The organism is Pseudomonas sp. ZT5P21, from assembly GCF_054897785.1.
The window spans coordinates 1,544,966-1,562,642 of record NZ_CM142705.1; the positions used below are offsets into that span (position 1 = coordinate 1,544,966).

Annotated in this window: 13 protein-coding genes and 1 pseudogene; 5 read left to right on the forward strand and 9 right to left on the reverse strand. The window is 60.2% G+C overall.

The window, feature by feature from the left end:
- Positions 1-130 precede the first annotated feature (130 nt).
- Positions 131-1,558, forward strand: coding sequence for an arginine-ornithine antiporter (gene arcD, locus ACYZT9_RS07075; RefSeq protein WP_462009156.1), 1,428 nt, complete (start codon positions 131-133; stop codon positions 1,556-1,558).
- A 179-nt stretch (positions 1,559-1,737) separates the two neighbouring features.
- On the opposite strand, the gene ACYZT9_RS07080 is transcribed toward arcD, so the two are convergent.
- The 9 genes and pseudogenes from ACYZT9_RS07080 to gap all read right to left on the reverse strand — a co-directional run bounded on the left by ACYZT9_RS07080 (position 1,738) and on the right by gap (position 12,201).
- Positions 1,738-3,069, reverse strand: a complete 1,332-nt coding sequence (locus ACYZT9_RS07080) for a CoA transferase (protein ID WP_462009157.1) — start codon at positions 3,067-3,069, stop codon at positions 1,738-1,740.
- A gap of 174 nt (positions 3,070-3,243) precedes the next feature.
- Positions 3,244-3,999 (reverse strand): methyl-accepting chemotaxis protein, encoded by a 756-nt coding sequence (locus tag ACYZT9_RS07085; RefSeq protein ID WP_462010169.1) that lies wholly within the window; start codon positions 3,997-3,999, stop codon positions 3,244-3,246.
- A gap of 102 nt (positions 4,000-4,101) precedes the next feature.
- Positions 4,102-5,490 (reverse strand): annotated as a pseudogene (locus tag ACYZT9_RS07090) (methyl-accepting chemotaxis protein); the annotation flags it as partial.
- A 92-nt stretch (positions 5,491-5,582) separates the two neighbouring features.
- A complete protein-coding gene (locus ACYZT9_RS07095) occupies positions 5,583-5,978 on the reverse strand; it encodes a YbaN family protein (protein ID WP_462009158.1) in 396 nt (131 codons plus the stop codon).
- 74 nt (positions 5,979-6,052) lie between these two features.
- Complete coding sequence (locus tag ACYZT9_RS07100) at positions 6,053-6,661, reverse strand: biliverdin-producing heme oxygenase (protein ID WP_462009159.1); 609 nt, start codon at positions 6,659-6,661, stop codon at positions 6,053-6,055.
- Positions 6,662-6,774: 113 nt separating this feature from the next.
- Complete coding sequence (locus ACYZT9_RS07105; protein ID WP_462009160.1) at positions 6,775-9,339, reverse strand: TonB-dependent receptor; 2,565 nt, start codon at positions 9,337-9,339, stop codon at positions 6,775-6,777.
- Positions 9,340-9,461: 122 nt separating this feature from the next.
- A complete protein-coding gene (locus ACYZT9_RS07110; RefSeq protein ID WP_462009161.1) occupies positions 9,462-10,424 on the reverse strand; it encodes a FecR family protein in 963 nt (320 codons plus the stop codon).
- Positions 10,425-10,505: 81 nt separating this feature from the next.
- Positions 10,506-11,024, reverse strand: coding sequence for an RNA polymerase sigma factor (locus ACYZT9_RS07115; protein WP_462009162.1), 519 nt, complete (start codon positions 11,022-11,024; stop codon positions 10,506-10,508).
- A gap of 175 nt (positions 11,025-11,199) precedes the next feature.
- The gene (gene gap, locus ACYZT9_RS07120) at positions 11,200-12,201 is read right to left on the reverse strand and encodes a type I glyceraldehyde-3-phosphate dehydrogenase (protein ID WP_462009163.1); all 1,002 of its coding nucleotides are present in this window, start codon (positions 12,199-12,201) and stop codon (positions 11,200-11,202) included.
- Positions 12,202-12,421: 220 nt separating this feature from the next.
- Here gap and edd point away from each other — a divergent pair, with 220 nt between their 5' ends.
- From edd to ACYZT9_RS07140, 4 genes are all read left to right on the forward strand, one after another.
- The gene (gene edd / locus ACYZT9_RS07125; protein ID WP_462009164.1) at positions 12,422-14,248 is read left to right on the forward strand and encodes a phosphogluconate dehydratase; all 1,827 of its coding nucleotides are present in this window, start codon (positions 12,422-12,424) and stop codon (positions 14,246-14,248) included.
- Complete coding sequence (locus tag ACYZT9_RS07130; RefSeq protein ID WP_462009165.1) at positions 14,245-15,195, forward strand: glucokinase; 951 nt, start codon at positions 14,245-14,247, stop codon at positions 15,193-15,195. Before edd ends, ACYZT9_RS07130 begins: the two co-directional genes overlap by 4 nt.
- A 176-nt stretch (positions 15,196-15,371) precedes the next feature.
- Positions 15,372-16,100: a response regulator gene (locus tag ACYZT9_RS07135; RefSeq protein WP_131059773.1), complete on the forward strand. Its 729-nt coding sequence runs from the start codon at positions 15,372-15,374 to the stop codon at positions 16,098-16,100.
- A complete protein-coding gene (locus tag ACYZT9_RS07140) occupies positions 16,090-17,559 on the forward strand; it encodes an ATP-binding protein (protein WP_462009166.1) in 1,470 nt (489 codons plus the stop codon). Before ACYZT9_RS07135 ends, ACYZT9_RS07140 begins: the two co-directional genes overlap by 11 nt.
- The last annotated feature ends 118 nt before the right edge of the window (positions 17,560-17,677 follow it).

The window sequence follows — 17,677 nt, forward strand, 5'->3', positions numbered from 1 at the left end:
GTCGGCTATAAATAAAAAGGCGTGCATTGAGTATTAAATTAACAGACGTTATTACGGCTTAGCTGTTTAGTTAAATTCAACTATGTGACGGTTATGCGACGCTGATCGCGCCGTGCAAGGGAGACGCGGAATGTCGCAACCGACGCAAAAGCTTCGCCTCAGTGCGCTGATCGCTTTGGTAGTGGGATCGATGATTGGCGGCGGGATATTCTCTCTGCCACAGAACATGGCAGCACGAGCCGATGCCGGGGCGATTTTGATCGGCTGGGCCATCACCGCCGTCGGCATGCTGACGCTGGCCTTCGTGTTTCAGACGCTGGCCAATCGCAAACCCGAGCTGGATTCCGGGGTGTACGCCTACGCCAAGGCCGGGTTCGGTGACTACATGGGTTTTTCTTCGGCCTGGGGTTACTGGATCAGCGCCTGGCTGGGCAACGTCGGTTACTTCGTTCTGCTGTTCAGCACTCTGGGTTACTTCTTCCCGGTGTTTGGCCAAGGCAATACGCCCATCGCCATTGGCTGCGCGTCGGTATTGCTGTGGGCCGTGCATTTCCTGGTACTGCGCGGGATCAAGGAGGCGACGTTCATCAACCAGCTAACCACGGTCGCGAAGATTGTGCCGCTGATCATGTTCATCGTCATCGCCGCGGTGGCGTTCAAGGCAGACATCTTCACCCGCGACATCTGGGGCCGCAGCAACCCGAATTTTGGCGGTGTGATGGACCAGGTGCGCAACATGATGCTGGTCACTGTGTTCGTGTTCATCGGCATCGAAGGGGCGAGTGTGTATTCGGCCCGGGCGGAAAAACGTTCGGATGTCGGACGGGCAACGGTCATCGGTTTTCTCGGCGTGCTGGCGCTGTTGGTGCTGGTCAATGTGTTGTCGCTGGGGATCATGAGTCAGCCGGAACTGGCCAATCTGCAGAACCCTTCGCTGGCGGCCGTGCTGGAACACATCGTCGGGCCGTGGGGCGCGTTATTGATCAGCGTCGGCCTGGCGATTTCGCTGCTGGGTGCATTGTTGTCCTGGGCGCTGCTTTGCGCCGAGATCCTGTTTGCCACGGCGAAAGACAAAACCATGCCGGCCTTCCTGACAAAGGAAAATGCCAATCATGTGCCGGTCAACGCGCTGTGGCTGACAAACGTGATGATCCAGATCTTCCTGCTGATCACGCTGCTTTCCGCTGGCACTTACACCAGTCTGATCTACCTTGCGTCTTCGATGATTCTGGTGCCGTATTTGTGGTCGGCGGCGTATGCGGTGCTGTTGAGCGGGCGGGGTGAAACCTACGAGCACGCATCAGCGGAACGGACCAAGGACCTGATGATCGGCGGCATTGCCCTGGGTTATGCGGTGTGGTTGTTGTATGCCGGTGGGGTCAAATATTTGCTGCTGTCGGCGCTGCTGTATGCGCCGGGAGTGATTCTGTTCGCCAAGGCCAAACACGAACAGGGGAAGCCTTTGTTCACGACGATAGAGAAAGGAATTTTTACCGGCGTGATCACCGGCGCGGGGATGGCAGCCTACGGGTTGTACAGCGGCTTGCTGTCGTTATGAGGTTGTTGCTGGACTATCAACCGACCTACGACTGGCCGGCGAACCGGTCTGACTGAACTGATCGCATATTGACTATTTGGCCGCCTTCGCGAGCAAGCCCGCTACCGCCGGGATTGGTTTTGCTTTGGGCGAACGCGGTCAATGTGGGAGCGGGCTTGCTCGCGAAAAGGCCGGTACAATCACCACCACTGCGCGCGATGAGAACCCAATTCCCCTGCCGGAAGCGCCCACTGCAATGGCGTCCCGGTGATCTTCAGTGGAACGTGAAGCCGATGCGCCGGCCCCCACGGTGTCTGCTCGACTAACAGGCCATGATCGTTTTCATCCTCTGCCCGCAATGACTCATGTGGGCCTGCGCCCTGGTCAATCAACACCTTCGCCGTCCGCGCCAACGACAACCTGGCTGATCCGCCGCGTCCCAGTAATGTGATCGCCGCAGCCGCCATCAAATACCCGGTAGCGTGATCCAGCGCCTGCACCGGCAACGGCGTCGGCTTGTCCGCTTTGTTCCACTGCATGCCAGCCTCGGCAATCCCGCTGCTCATCTGCACCAGGCTGTCGAAGCCGCGACGGTTCTGCCATGGGCCACTCCAGCCGTAGGCGTTCAGGCAGACATCGATCAGGCCGGGAGCGAATGCCTGCCGTTGGGCGACGCCGTAACCCAAACGCTCCAGCACATCGGCGCGGTAGCCGTGAAGCAAAATATCGGCATCCTTGAGCAGGCTTTCAAAGACTGCGCGATCAGTCTTGTCGTGCAAGTCCAGGCGCGCGCAACGTTTGCCCAGCGTGACTTCCGGCACCACGCCAGGCTCGTTCCAGGTCGGTGGGTCGATGCGCAAAACGTCGGCACCGAGGCCTGCAAGAAAACGACTGGCGACGGGGCCGGCGAGCACTCGGGTCAAATCCAGCACCTTGATCCCGGCCAGTGGTTGCGCCACAGAACCTTGCCACGGCTTTGGCGGTTTATGGTTGCCGGCGCTGAACAGAACCAGCGGTTCAGCATTAACGGCTTGACCTTGGGGATGCGCCTGCCATTGCGCCCAGCTACGCATCTCGGCGGCGCAGCCACCGGCGTCGACCACGGCCTGTTCAAGATCCCATTTTGCCCATTGCGCAACCTTGCTCGCCACGGCGGTGCGGTCGGCACAGGCGCCGAGTACGCTTTCGGCGGCGGCACGATGATGAGGGGCGTTGGTGTGCAGGCGGATCCAGCCGTCGTTGGTCGCGTAGTCGCCGGTAATCGGGTCCCACAGCTCAGGAACGCTCCAGCCCACGGGACGGATCGATGTCGCGAACCAGAAAGATGCCAGACGCCTGTCGACTTCAAGGTTGGGCAAGCGACCGGTTTGCTGCAGCAGCAGTTCGCTGACAGCCTGACCGGCAGCGGCGATGCTGGCGCAGGCCAGGTCCGTGACGGCAAACGCCGAGGGCAAGGCGCCACTCGAGGTGAACGAAATAGGGCTCCGGGGCAAGTCGAGTGCGGCTTGAATGGACGTGAGTAAATCAATCATCGAAGGCCCTCCGGAACGAGAGCCCGAGCATAGTTCAAAACACGGGCCGCCCGGATGAAATCCCCCTTGTGGGACCGGGCTTGCTCGCAAAGGCGGTGTCACCTAAGACAGAGATGTTACCTGACACACCGCTTTCGCGAGCAAGCCTGCTCCCACAATGGGCGGTAGCGATCTCTACACCCGGAACTGATCCATCAACTTCATCTGATGGTTGGTCAGCGAGTTGAGCTGGCCGCTGATCTGTGCTGACTCGGTGGCCTGGCCGGTCAGGGTTTCGGTGACGGTGCGGATCGCCGAGACGTTGCGGTTGACCTCTTCGGCCACGGCGCTTTGCTGTTCGGCGGCGCTGGCGATTTGCAGGTTCATGTCGCTGATCACGGTCACTGCATCGCTGATTTTGCTCAAGGCTTGCACGGCTTGCTGGATCTGCCCGGCGTTGCTATGGGCCTGAGTCTGACTCGAATGCATGGTGGCGACCACACCGCGAGTGCCGGTCTGGATGCGTTCGATCACGATGCGGATTTCCTCCACCGAATCCTGAGTGCGTTTGGCCAGGTTGCGCACTTCGTCGGCCACGACCGCAAACCCGCGACCGCTTTCCCCGGCACGGGCCGCTTCGATGGCGGCGTTGAGCGCCAGCAAGTTGGTCTGCTCGGCGATGCTGCGGATGACTTCCAATACCGAACCGATCTGCTCGCTGTTGACCGCCAATGTTTCGACTTCGGTCACAGCCTTGCTGACTTCGTCGGCCAGTTGATTGATATCACGGGTGCTGCGTTCGATGATCGACATGCCATCGCGGGCCGATTGATCCGCACCTTTGGCCGCGTTGGCCGCGTTCGAGGCGCTGTTGGCGACTTCATGGGCAGTGGCGCTCATTTCGTTGGACGCGGTGGCAACCTGGTCGATTTCGCGAAACTGCACTTGCATGCCTTCGCTGGTCTGGCGAGCGATTTCAGAAGACTGGTCGGCAGTGCCACGGGCGTCGGTGATGCTCTGCTTGATCTGGGCGATGGTCGGTTGCAGCTTGTCGAGGAAGCGGTTGAACCAGCTGACCAGTTCGCCCAGTTCATCTTTCTTGCTGTAGTGCAGACGCTGCGTCAGATCGCCGTCGCCACTGGCAATCGCCTTGAGCATCTCGGCCACGCTGTTGATCGGCCGGGTCACGCCCGATGCGGTGAGCCAGATCAGCAATAGACCCACGAGGCCGGCAGCGACGGCCACCAGCACCGCGGTGATCGTGCCGCTTTGCTGCGCGTCATCGAGTACCGCTTGCAGCTTCACCGAATCGGCCAGTAGCACGTGTGTCGGCAGGTCGATCACTACGCCCCAGGCTTTGGAATCGCTGATCGGGCTGACCGGGTACACGGCACGGATCAAATCACCTTGTTCGAGGATTTTTGGTGTGCCACCGCTGAGCAATTGCAGGACGTCCTTGCCGTCTGCGCCCAAGGTGTCACCAATGCTCTTGCCGACCTGGCTCGCGTCAGCACTGTAACCGGCGAGCACGCCGCTGCCGGAGACGATCAGCATGTGCCCGGCGTTGTTGAACAGATCACGCTGGGACTCGACCGCCGCTGCTTGCAGGGCGTCGAGAGCGATGTCCACACCGACCACGCCGATGGATTTGCCATCCACCAGCAGCGGTACGGAAATCGTGGTCATCAGCATTTCCTTGCCGCCGACGGTATCGGCATACGGGTCCAGCAGGCAGGTGCGCTTGCTGTCGCGAGGGCAGGTGTACCAGCTGTTGTAAGGCGTGCCGCTGACGCTCAAGGTGGTTTTTGTCATGTCGGCTTCGACCATGACCGTGTTAATCCCGGCACCACCGGCGCGGCTCCAGTAACTGGCGAATCGACCGGCTTCGTTGGACTGGCGAGCCGCGTCATTGGCGAACTCACTGTCCTTGCCGTCCAGCCCGTTGGGCTCGAACGCCAGCCAGATCCCCAGCACTTTGCTGTTACGCTCGAACGCGGTTTTCAGGCTCTGGTTCAACTCTTCACGCAGGGCTCCGGCCTCAAGCGAGTGCTTGGCGGCCAAGGTGCGCATGTCCTTGATCTGATCGGCCAGGGCGGTCACCACCAGCAGGCTTTCACCGAACGTCTTCTGCACCCTTACCGCCTGTTCGGCAGCCTTGGCTTGAAGCAGGTCCTGCACACTGTCCGTGAGCATTTTGCTGCTGGAGGTGCTGACCAGTTCATCGTTCTGGTTGGTCTGGTAGAAGTTCATGCTGACGATCAGGACGATCACGCCCAGCAGGCAGAGACCGGAGAGCAGAACGATTTTCAGGCGGATGGACAGAGAGTCGAACATAGGACGAACCCGCGAATGAATGAAGTGTTGGCTGTGAGTCGAGGTCGACCCGGTTCGCCAAATCCATTCAGCGCCATTCACAGCAATCGGCGAGGGGCGAGGATGCATGATGGTGGCTCCGACGAACGGTCATGGTTGAACGTTTGCGCGGGAAAATGTGCCGAAAATGGGAGTAAAACGGGGATAAATCGCGGTGCGCTTCAGGAGGGTTGCGGCAAAGATTCCGGTCGCGACCAGATCCACACATTGCCCAGGCTCATGCCGGTGATGGCGAGGTAAACCGTCCAGCCGTGATCGAGCATGACCCACATCAGTCCGGCGCACAGCAGCATGCTCAGGGTGGCGCTGACCTTGGCCCGACGCGCGACGATCCTGCCGTTGCGCCAGTTGCTGAGGATCGGACCGAACAACCGATGGTTCTCCAGCCAGGCACTCAGGCGCGGCGAACTTTTGGTCGCCGCCCAGGCGGCCAGCAGGATGAATTCGGTGGTCGGCAGGCCGGGCACGACGATGGCGATCAGGCCGATGGCGAGGCTGACGTAGGCGACTGCGCCGAACAGCAGGCGGGTGAGTTTGGAGGATGCTGGATGAGGCATGGGCTCAAGGAAACACGTGTGAGGCTGATCGAGGATCTTGCAGACTTGCCCAGTCCCTGTGGGAGCGCATTCAGTCAGGCAAGTTCCGGGGAGGTGGCGTAGGCCTGTTCCAGCAGAACGGTGAAGCGGTTGAACGCCGCGATGGCGCCTTTATCCAGCTCGGCTTCCTCCTGCGCGGTGAGCTCCATACCATCCAGGGTTTTGACAAAGCTTTTCCAGCCTTCAGCGCGGCCGCCGGCCGGCTCGCCGAGGTGACGAGCGCCGAAGATTTCGCTCAGGCCAAGACCGACTGCGCGCTTGATCAGGAACGCAGCGCCAAGCTTCGAGCCTTCGGAAACAAACAGCCAGCCCAACGCTTCGGCTTTGGTCGGATTCTTCACTGCACCCGCGACGGGCGCCGGCACTTCTGTTTCCAGATCGGCCAGGTCAGCCTTGGCTGCTTCGGCACGGCAACGCGCCGGCAGGTCAGGAACGATGGCGATCAGTTTGGCATCGTTGTACAGCCCCACCAGTTCCGACTGAAACAAGTACTGCGCAACCACAAAACGAGCGAAGTTGGCCTGGGTTTCGAACGGCGCGTGGGCTTTGACCAACGTATCGAGTCTGGTATGCGGCTCATTGGTGATCTGGTTCAAACGCTGTGAACGCAGAGCCGGGCGTTGAGCAGTGTCCTGGGTAGTCATGAGAAATCCTTGAAGAAAAGAGGCGCCTGGTAACGAGACGAACAAGAAGACGCCGGAGAGTAAAAAAACCTCGCTGTGCGGCTCTTTAGAACCGCCCGGCGAGGTGGGCAGGATCAGATGTCCCAGACCAGATTGACCGCGAAGTTGCGACCCGGCTGAGTCAGGCGATCGAGGTTGGCCGGTTGCGTCACCGAGGCTTCGCCGACGCTGTCGTAACCGCGCACGTCATCCCACTGCCAGTATTTCTTGTCGGGCAGGTTGTACAGGCCGGCATTGATGGTCACGTCGTCGGTGACCTTGTAGAAACCGGCCAGATCGAGCACGCCAAAACCCGGGGTCTTGAACTGGGTGCTGGTGCCGTCAGGGGTTTTGAAGCTGGTGCTGTCGACTCGGGTCTTGCGTTTGACCAGCGTCCAGCTCAACAACGCGCCGTAATTGTCCTGGTCGTAACCCAAGCCAAACACGCCGGTCAACGGGTTGACGCTATTCAGTGGCTGACCATTGTCATCATTGCGGCCATACAGGTAGGCGACCGAGCCTTGGGTGTACAGGCCGCTCGGAGCGCCGAGGCTGTCGAGGTTCAGGCGACCTTTGAGCTCGACGCCCTTGATGGTGGCGTGTGCGATGTTATTGCTCTGGAACGTGGTCTCGGTGTAACCGGGCGTGATGGCGTTTTCGTCGATGAAGTCGCGGAATTTGTTGTAGAACACTGCGACATCGAACGTGCCTGCCTCAAATTGCCCGCGCAGACCGGTTTCATAGCTCTTGCTTTTTTCCGGTTCCAGGTCCGGATTTGGCGCGACCCGATAACCACCCGCCAGGTTTTCGAAGCGACCGTACAGGGCCTTGGCCGTTGGTGTGCGGAAGCCTTCGGCGTACTGGCCATACCAGGTGTAATGGTCATTGAAGCTGTAGGTGGTGCCGAATTTCGGTGACAGCCGATGCCAGGTCTTGGTGTCGTCGCTCACCGCACCGTTGCCGCTCTGGTCGGCGGTGGCCAGGAACTCGTCGGTGATGTGCGGCTTGAGCTCGGTGTAGTCATAGCGAGCACCCGGCAGGAAAGTCCAGTTACCCCAACTGATCTGATCCTGAGCGAACAGGCTGTAGCTGTTGATCGTCGGATCAGGGAAGTCGCTGGCGGGTTTCAGCGTGTCGGAAGCACTTGCAGCACCGATAACCCGGCAGGCACCGGCCACGGTCAGGCAAGTGCCGCTGCCGGTGCGAAGGCCGGTGACTTTGTCCTGTTTGATCGTGGTGCCATAGGTGACGACGTGATCTGTGTCGGCGATGGCGAAGGCTTTGTCAGCCTGGGCATCGAACACCCATTGGCGATCCTTGTACTGGGTATCGCGCTCGCGCAACACGGTGCGTGACGGTGCGTAGATTTCCTCGGTGCTCTGGTCGGTTTTGGCGATCTGGTAGTTCAGCGACCACTTGATGTTATCGGCCAGCACGCTGTCCAGACCAAGGCTGTGCTCCAGAGCGAAACGCTCGCGGGTGACCGTGTCGTTGCCGGTACGGGATTTGTAGAAGCCAAAACCGCGCCCCGCGTTGAACGGACCGCCCACCGCGCTCAGCTGGTTGGTATCTCGATCGTCTTTGTAATGTTCGTAGGTCAGACCGAAGCGCGCGTCGTCGGCGTAGTTCCAGCCCAGTTTGGCCAGCACGTTGGTGGTGCGCACATCTTCCGGGTTGGCTTCGGTGCGGTTCAGCCCGGTGCCGCCGGTTTCACCGTAGGATTCGGTTTCGTGACCATTGCGCTGGCTCAGGTGCAGTAAGCCGTCGAAGTCGCCGGTGCGGCCGGCGACCGTACCGGACTTCAGCCAACTGTCATCCGCCGAGCTGTAGCCGGTTTTCAGACGTGCGCCGACGTCCTTGCCCGGTTTGATGATGTCGTCCGGGTCCAGCGTGTAGTAGCTGACCGCGCCCCCGATGGCGTTACTGCCGTAAAGCACGGAAGCCGGGCCACGGAGAATCTCGACGCGTTTGACGATCTCGGGGTCGACGTAGTTGCGGCTGCTTTGGGCGTAAGGGCCGTTGAAAAAGCTGTCGGGGACTTGTACGCCGTCGACCTGGGTCAGCACGCGGTTGCCGTCGATGCCGCGAATGTTGTACCCGGTGATTCCGGCCCGCTGACCGGCACCGCCCACCGAAACACCCGGTTCGTAACGCACCAGATCCTTGATGGAGTTGACGTTGTTGCGGTCCAGCTCTTCGCGGGTGTGAACGGTGACGGTGCCTGGTACGCTTTCAACACTTTGCTCCTGGCGGGTGGCGCTGATGGTCACCTGTTGCAAGTTGAGGGCGCCGCTGCTCAGGCGCTTCTCCAGGACGATGTTGTTGTTGCCCAGTTTGCGGTAGCTCAGGTTGGTCCCCACCAACAGGCGATCCAGGGCTTTTTCCGGCGACAAGGACCCGCGCGCACCCGGCGAGGCCACGCCTTGCGCCAGTTCGGCCGGCAAGCCGACCTGCCAGCCCGTCACCGCCGTGAAAGCATTGAGTGCCGAGACCAGAGATTGTTGAGGAATGGCAAATGCGTAATCGCCCAGGTTGCGCGCCGGCGATTCGGCGGCGGTCGCGGCCATGAGCGTCGCGCTGCCGGCCATCAGAATGGCGGCGGTCAACAGCGAAAGTACACGCGAAGGTGAGGAAGAGTGGCGGGTAAGGCGAGAGGACATCGATAGCGCTCCGTGTCGCACGAATCTTTATAGGTGCTGATTGGCATTCGTATATGCGAATCAATTGCATTGGCTATAACGAGACGTACGAGCTTCAGTTATCGAGTAAAAATAATTCTCATTTAGTTCAAAATCACCAGCGCCGGGAATTCCTGGAGCCGCGCCGAGGTGATGTGCGCCAGCGAGCGGACCACGTCCAACGGCTGGTCGAGACGGTAATTGCCCGTCACGGCGACGTCCGCCAACTGCTCGTTGTTGTTGATGATCCAGCCCGGATAGTAGCGCCGCAGCTCAGCCAGCACCTGGCTCAACGGGCAGTTTTCGAACACCAGTCGACCCTGGACCCAGGCCAGGTCGGTCGCGGCATCGAGTGTGGCGGGCCGATCAAAACCGTTGGGGCCGATGCGGACGCTCTCGCCGGCGGACAAGCGAATCCGCGCGTCGTCACGAGTCGCGCGCAAATCGACATCGCCGCGCTGCACGCGAACCTGCGCTACGCCATCGAGGTAACGCACGGCGAACGCCGTGTCGTGCACGCTGGCCTTCACCGGGCCGGCGTCGATTTCCAGCGGCTGGCCAAGATGGGCCGGCACTTCGAAAAACGCCTCACCCTGATACAAACGGGCGACGCGCCTTTGATCATTGATGGTGCTGGAAAACGCCGAATTGGTATTGAGCAGGACTTTCGAGCCGTCTTCCAGTTGCAGGTGCTGACGTTCACCAATCACGGTCAAGTGATCGGCCTGGAGGCGCATGGGCAAATTGCTGAAGCTGAACAAACCGAGCATCAGCACGGTAGCGGTGGCCAGCGGTTTCCAGTGCGGGCGCAGGCGCGACAGCACGGTCACTGTGGGTGGCAGGGCGGCCAGATTTTGCGCAGATTGCACGACGTGCGGGCCATCCCAGATCGCCTGGGCCTTTGCGAACGCTTGTGCATGCGAAGGATCGGCGTCGAGCCATTCGTGGAACTGGCGACTCTGTTCTTCGCTCGGACTGCCCATGACGATCAACCAGTCCAAAGCCTGATCCATCGCGCTTGCGGGGCCCTGCGCCGGAGAGGGCGGGGAGCGGTGGGTGTCCGTCACGGTGTTTCCTCGGCAGTGTCTTTGCACAGCTGTTTTTTATTGAAACCTGAAAGTGGGCAAGGGTAGCAAAGCCTTGCGTGATCAGTCGCCGTTTAACCGCTCTGCGACATCGACGCAGATGGCCATGATCAGCTTCAACTCCTTTTGCACAGTGCTCAACGACACGCCGAGCTTCTCGGAAATCTCCAGGTAACTGTGCCCGTGCAGACGACTGAGGATGAAGATCTGTTGCTGACGGGCACTGAGTTCACTGAGGCTCACGTTCAAACGCTCCAGCAATTGTCCGGCATGGGCGGCGTCCTCGGCACTGCTGGCCGGCGCGGCGATGCTTTGCACCACGTCCAGCGGTACATCGTCGAGCATCGTGCGGGACTGAATGCGCCGCGCACGCAAATGGTCCAGCGCCAGGTTGCGGGCGGTCTGGAAAACAAAGGGTTCAAGGTGATCGATGGCGCGCTCGCTGAGCGCACGGGTCACGCGCAGGTAGGTTTCCTGCAAGAGGTCTTCGGCGGTGCTGTGATTGTTGACCATCCGCTCCAACGTGCGCAGCAGCGAAACCCGCTGGGCGATGAAGACGTGATTGAAGCGCGATTGACTCACGGGAGGACCTGATCCATTTCTAGCGAATGATAATGCTTATCATCTACTGTCGCGGTCAAGCGATCATTTGTGAAGGGTTGTACCCGTCGCGAACGTGTAGGAGCCGGCTTGCTGTGGGCGGCTCCTACGGGTTTGTGTCGTGTTGTTTTGGCAGTAGCGTCATCACAGGCAAGTTTTATTCGGCGTTGCACAACGCCAGACAGTTATCGAGCATGCGGTTGGAGAAACCCCATTCGTTGTCGTACCAGGCCAGTACCTTGAGCAACTTGCCGCTGGATTTGGTGTGGTTGGCGTCGAAAATCGACGACAGCGGGTTGTGGTTGAAGTCGCTGGAGACCAGCGGCAGGGTGTTGTAGCCCAGAATCTTCGAATGCTGGCTGGCTTCTTTGAGCAGTGCGTTGACTTCATCGGCCGACGCTTCGCGCTTCAATTGCACGGTCAGGTCGACCAACGAGACATTGATCACCGGAACGCGCACTGCCATGCCGGTCAGTTTGCCCGCCAGTTCCGGCAACACCAGGCCGACGGCTTCAGCAGCGCCGGTCTTGCTCGGAATCATGTTCTGGGTGGCCGAACGGGCGCGATACGGGTCGGTGTGGTAGACGTCGGTCAGATTCTGGTCGTTGGTGTAGGCGTGAATCGTGGTCATCAGACCGCTTTCGATGCCCAGCTCGCGGTGCAGCACCTGGGCCACCGGGGCCAGGCAGTTGGTGGTGCACGACGCGTTGGAAATAATCTGGTGGGACTGGCGCAGAATGTCGTGGTTAACCCCATAAACCACGGTGGCGTCGGCGCCTTTGGCCGGGGCCGAGATGATCACTTTGAGTGCGCCGGCCGTAATATGCGCGGCGGCTTTGGCCCGGTCGGTGAACAAACCGGTGCATTCGAACACGACGTCGATCTTTTCCGCGGCCCAAGGCAATTCGGCCGGGTTGCGAATGGCACTGACGGAAATACGGTCGCCATTGACGGTCAGGCTCTCCTGGTCGTGCTGGACATCGGCATCGAACGTGCCGTGAACGGTATCGTATTTGAGCAGATGAGCATTGATCGAGCTGTCGCCCAGATCGTTGATGGCAACGATCTGCAGATCTTGACGATAACCTTGGGTATACAGTGCGCGCAGGACGTTGCGGCCGATACGGCCAAAACCATTGATTGCAATTCGAAGAGTCATTTAACAGGGCCGCCGTCGTTTTGTTGTTGGAATTACAAGATTATTCGCATAAAAATAGAAAACAAGCCTTTTTAGTGGCAATATTTTGTTCAATCTACAACGAGTGACCTGAATCAACTGGTCCGAATGATCGAGAAAACCGTCTGTCATCCCATCGACAATGGCTCTCGCTCAGCATAGACAATCAGGTCGCCACATCCGTTAGCCTGGAGTTCTACACATGCATCCCCGCGTCCTTGAGGTCACCGAACGGCTTATCGCCCGCAGCCGCGCAACACGCGAGGCTTACCTTGCGCTCATTCGCGGAGCGGCCAGCGACGGTCCCATGCGTGGCAAGTTGCAATGCGCCAACTTCGCCCATGGCGTGGCCGGTTGCGGCACCGAAGACAAGAACAGCCTGCGGATGATGAACTCCGCCAACATCGCGATTGTTTCGTCATATAACGACATGCTCTCGGCGCACCAGCCGTATGAAGTCTTCCCTGAACAGATCAAAAAAGCCCTGCGCGAGATTGGCTCTGTCGGCCAGTTCGCCGGTGGCACCCCGGCCATGTGCGATGGCGTAACCCAAGGCGAGCCAGGCATGGAGCTGAGCCTGCCGAGCCGTGAAGTGATCGCGCTGTCCACCGCTGTTGCCCTTTCTCACAACATGTTCGACGGCGCGCTGATGCTCGGCATCTGCGACAAGATCGTGCCGGGCCTGATGATGGGCGCGTTGCGCTTCGGTCATCTGCCGACGATTTTTGTACCGGGCGGGCCGATGGTCTCGGGCATTTCCAACAAGCAGAAAGCCGATGTGCGCCAACGCTACGCCGAAGGCAAGGCCACGCGCGAAGAGCTGCTGGAATCGGAAATGAAGTCCTACCACAGCCCTGGCACCTGCACCTTTTACGGCACCGCCAACACCAACCAGTTGCTGATGGAAGTCATGGGCCTGCACTTGCCGGGCGCCTCTTTCGTCAACCCGAACACCCCGTTGCGCGAAGCGCTGACCCGCGAAGCGGCGCATCAGGTCACGCGCCTGACCAAGCAGAACGGCGACTTCATGCCGATCGGTGAAATCGTCGACGAGCGCTCGCTGGTCAACTCGATCGTGGCGCTGCACGCCACCGGCGGCTCGACCAACCACACGCTGCACATGCCGGCCATCGCCATGGCCGCGGGTATTCAACTGACCTGGCAGGACATGGCCGACCTCTCCGAAGTCGTGCCGACCCTGAGTCACGTCTACCCGAACGGCAAAGCCGACATCAACCATTTCCAGGCGGCCGGCGGGATGTCGTTCCTGATCCGGGAACTGCTGGAAGCCGGTTTGTTGCACGAAAACGTCAACACGGTTCTGGGCCACGGCCTGAGCCGCTATACCAAAGAACCCTTCCTCGATAACGGCGAACTGGTCTGGCGCGAAGGTCCGATCGAAAGCCTCGACGAAAACATCCTGCGTCCGGTGTCGCGCGCGTTCTCCCCGGAGGGCGGTTTGCGCGTGATGGAAGGCAACCTCGGTCGTGGCGTGATGAAAGTCTCGGCGGTCGCTTTGGAAAACCAGGTCGTCGAAGCGCCTGCGATGGTGTTCCAGGATCAACAGGATTTGGCCGATGCGTTCAAGGCCGGTTTGCTGGAGAAAGATTTCGTCGCGGTGATGCGCTTCCAGGGCCCGCGCTCCAACGGCATGCCGGAACTGCACAAGATGACGCCGTTCCTCGGTGTGCTGCAGGATCGCGGCTTCAAAGTCGCGCTGGTCACCGACGGGCGCATGTCCGGCGCCTCGGGGAAAATCCCGGCGGCGATTCACGTCAGTCCCGAAGCGTATGTGGGCGGTGCTTTGGCGCGCGTCCAAGAGGGCGATATCATCCGCGTCGATGGCGTCAAAGGCACCCTGGAGCTTAAGGTGGACGCCGAAGAATTCGCGGCGCGCGAACCTGCCAAGGGCCTGTTGGGCAATAACATTGGCAGCGGTCGCGAGCTGTTTGGTTTCATGCGCATGGCCTTCAGCTCCGCAGAGCAGGGCGCCAGCGCCTTTACTTCTGCCCTGGAGACGCTTAATTGAAACTGGCTTTGGTCGGTGACATCGGTGGGACCAACGCACGTTTCGCGTTGTGGAAAAACCAGCAGCTTGAATCGGTCCAGGTGCTGGCGACGGCTGACTTCCCCACCCCGGAGGACGCCATTGCGCTGTACATGAGCGCGCTCGGTCTGGAATTGGGGTCCATCGGTTCGGTGTGCCTGTCGGTCGCCGGCCCAGTGAGCGGTGACGAGTTCAAGTTCACCAACAATCACTGGCGCTTGAGCCGTCGTGGATTTTGCCAGCTGTTGCAAGTCGATCATCTGCTGCTGGTCAACGATTTTTCGGCGATGGCACTGGGCATGACCCGTTTGCAACCGGGCGAATTCCGCGTCGTCTGCGAAGGCACGCCGGAACCGTTGCGTCCTGCAGTAGTGATCGGTCCGGGCACGGGCCTGGGCGTAGGCACCTTGCTCGACTTGGGCGAGGGCCGCTTCGCTGCACTGCCGGGCGAAGGTGGTCATGTTGATTTGCCCCTGAGCAGCCCGCGCGAAACTCAACTGTGGCAGCACATTTTCAATGAGATCGGGCATGTCAGTGCGGAAACGGCGTTGAGCGGCAGCGGTTTGCCGCGCGTTTATCGGGCGATCTGTGCGGTGGATGGTCATGAGCCGGTGCTGGATACCCCGGAGTCAATCACGGCGGCCGGGCTGGCCGGCGATCCGATTGCGCTGGAAGTGCTGGAGCAGTTCTGCTCCTGGCTCGGTCGCGTCGCGGGGAACAACGTGCTGACCACTGGCGCGCGTGGTGGCGTGTTCATCGTCGGTGGGGTGATTCCGCGGTTTGCCGATTTCTTTATAGAAAGCGGTTTTGCGCGCTGCTTTGCCGACAAGGGTTGCATGAGCGATTACTTCAAAGGAATACCGGTGTGGCTGGTGACGGCGCCGTATTCTGGCCTTGTTGGTGCGGGTGTGGCGCTCGACCAAGCTTGAAATGCGATCAAATGTGGGAGCGAGCTTGCTCGCGATAGCGGTGTGTCAGTCAACGAGGATGTTGAATGTGATGACCCCATCGCGAGCAAGCTCGCTCCCACACTGGTTCTCGGTGTCTGTTGGATCCGTGCTTAAGGCATAATCCGCCCCAACTCAAACAACAAGGACGCCGCCCCGTGAGCTCAGTCAGGTCGATTTTGTTGGTCGATGACGATCAAGAGATACGCGAGTTGCTGGACACCTACCTGACCCGCGCGGGATTCCAGGTGCGTACCACGCCCGACGGCGCCGGTTTCCGGCAAGCGATGAACGAGGCACCGAGCGATCTGGTGATCCTCGACGTGATGCTCCCCGACGAAGACGGCTTCAGCCTCTGCCGCTGGATTCGCCAGCATCCGCGTCAGGCGCAGGTGCCGATCATCATGCTCACTGCCAGCTCCGACGAAGCCGACCGCGTCATCGGTCTGGAACTGGGCGCGGACGACTACCTCGGCAAACCCTTCAGCCCGCGTGAACTGCAGGCGCGCATCAAAGCCTTGTTGCGCCGCGCACAGTTCGGTCAGGAACGTTCCGGCGGTGAAGTGCTGGCCTTCGATGACTGGCGACTGGACATGGTCAGCCATCGGCTGTTCCACATCGACGGCGAGGAAGTGATTCTCTCCGGCGCCGATTTTGCCCTGCTGAAACTGTTCCTCGATCACCCCCAGGAAATCCTCGACCGTGACACCATCGGCAACGCCACCCGTGGCCGCGATCTGATGCCGCTGGATCGTATCGTCGACATGGCCGTCAGCCGATTGCGCCAACGCCTGCGCGATACCGAAAAACCGCCACGGCTGATCCGCACCGTGCGCGGCAGTGGCTACCAATTGGCAGCCAATGTGGTTGCCAGCAATGGTCACTGAGTTTTTCCGCAAGCTCGCGGCAAAGGTGCCAGTGCCACGTTCGCTGCTCGGGCGGATGTTGTTGCTGACCTTGCTGGCGGTGCTGTTCGCTCAGGCGTTGTCGAGCGTGATCTGGGTTTCGCAACTGCGCGCCACACAGCTCGAAGGCCTGGTTACCAGCGCCCGCAGCCTCGCCCATTCGATGACCGCCAGCGTCAGTTACTTTCGCTCGTTGCCGGTCGCGTTCAGGCCGCTGGTGCTCGACCAGTTGCGCAGCATGGGCGGCACCCGTTTTGTCGTGACCCTTAACGACAAACCCCTGGGCATGGAAGTGTTGCCGATTACCCCGCGCAAAGAAGCGGTGCTCAAAGCGGTGGACGAAGTGCTGCGCCAGTCGCTCGGCCAGGACACCGATATTTCGGTGACCTTCGTCAGCCCTGAAGACCTGCGGATTTTCAACGGTGGCCTGAAACTCGACGAGCTGCCACGCTCCTGGGCGCATTACGCGTTGACGCTGGAGCCGGTGAATCCACCAGTGCTGGTCACGCAAATCCAGATGGCGCCGGGCGAATGGCTGTACATCGCTTCGTTGTTGCCCGAGCCCTACACCAGTCTCGAAGAGCAAGGTCTGCCGGCGCAACAAGTCTGGTTCATCGTCCTCACCAGCGGTTTTTTGCTGTTGTTCATCGGCCTCCTGGTGCATTGGCAGAGCCGGCCGCTCAAGCGCCTGGCGCGGGCGGCGCGGGACATGTCCCTCGGTGCTGAGGTCGAGCCAGTCGCTGAAGGTGGCGGCAGTGAAGTGGTTGAAGTAGGTCGCGCGTTCAATGCCATGCGTGAACGCATCAGCCGTTACCTGACTGAGCGCAGCCAGTTGTTCAGCGCGATTTCCCATGATTTGCGTACGCCGATTACGCGCTTGCGACTGCGTGTCGAATTGCTCGAAGACGAGAAGCTGCAAGCCAAGTTCGGCCGCGATCTGGATGAGCTGGAGCTGCTGGTCAAAGGCGCACTGCAATGCGTGAAAGACACCGACATCCACGAAAACATCGAGCCGGTCGACCTCAACCATGTGCTCGATTGCCTGGTGGAGCCGTATCTGGCGCCCAACGGCAATGGCCGCGTGACCCAACAAGGCCGGGCGCTGGCGGCGTATCCGGGCAAACCGCTGGCGCTCAAGCGCTGCATTGGCAACCTGATCGACAATGCCCTGAAGTACGGACAGAACGCGCATCTGCATATTGATGACGATGAGAACGCGTTTGTCCTGCATGTCGATGACGAAGGGCCGGGTGTGCCGGAGCAGCGGCTGGAGCAGGTGTTTGAACCGCACTTTCGCTTGGCCGGGCAGCAGCAGGGTTATGGGTTGGGATTGGGGATTGCCCGCAACATTGCCCATAGCCATGGCGGGGAAGTCAGCCTGCAGAATTTGCGTGAAGGTGGATTGCGGGTGACGCTTCAATTGCCTCGCAGTGTGGATTAGTCAGACCGCGTTATCGTTCTTCGCGAGCAAGCTCGCTCCCACAGGGGTTCTGCGTCGCACACGAATCTAATGTGGGAGCGAGCTTGCTCGCGATGACGTCAGATCAATCAACACATCC

Excerpts from the sequence above, each read along its gene's own strand:
- ACYZT9_RS07140 (WP_462009166.1), top strand. The coding sequence starts at position 16,090 with ATGGTCACTGAGTTTTTCCGCAAGCTCGCGGCAAAGGTGCCAGTGCCA.
- arcD (WP_462009156.1), top strand. The coding sequence starts at position 131 with ATGTCGCAACCGACGCAAAAGCTTCGCCTCAGTGCGCTGATCGCTTTG.
- gap (WP_462009163.1), bottom strand. The coding sequence starts at position 12,201 with ATGACTCTTCGAATTGCAATCAATGGTTTTGGCCGTATCGGCCGCAAC.
- ACYZT9_RS07095 (WP_462009158.1), bottom strand. The coding sequence starts at position 5,978 with ATGCCTCATCCAGCATCCTCCAAACTCACCCGCCTGCTGTTCGGCGCA.
- ACYZT9_RS07100 (WP_462009159.1), bottom strand. The coding sequence starts at position 6,661 with ATGACTACCCAGGACACTGCTCAACGCCCGGCTCTGCGTTCACAGCGT.
- edd (WP_462009164.1), top strand. The coding sequence starts at position 12,422 with ATGCATCCCCGCGTCCTTGAGGTCACCGAACGGCTTATCGCCCGCAGC.
- ACYZT9_RS07105 (WP_462009160.1), bottom strand. The coding sequence starts at position 9,339 with ATGTCCTCTCGCCTTACCCGCCACTCTTCCTCACCTTCGCGTGTACTT.
- ACYZT9_RS07080 (WP_462009157.1), bottom strand. The coding sequence starts at position 3,069 with ATGATTGATTTACTCACGTCCATTCAAGCCGCACTCGACTTGCCCCGG.
- ACYZT9_RS07085 (WP_462010169.1), bottom strand. The coding sequence starts at position 3,999 with ATGCAAGTGCAGTTTCGCGAAATCGACCAGGTTGCCACCGCGTCCAAC.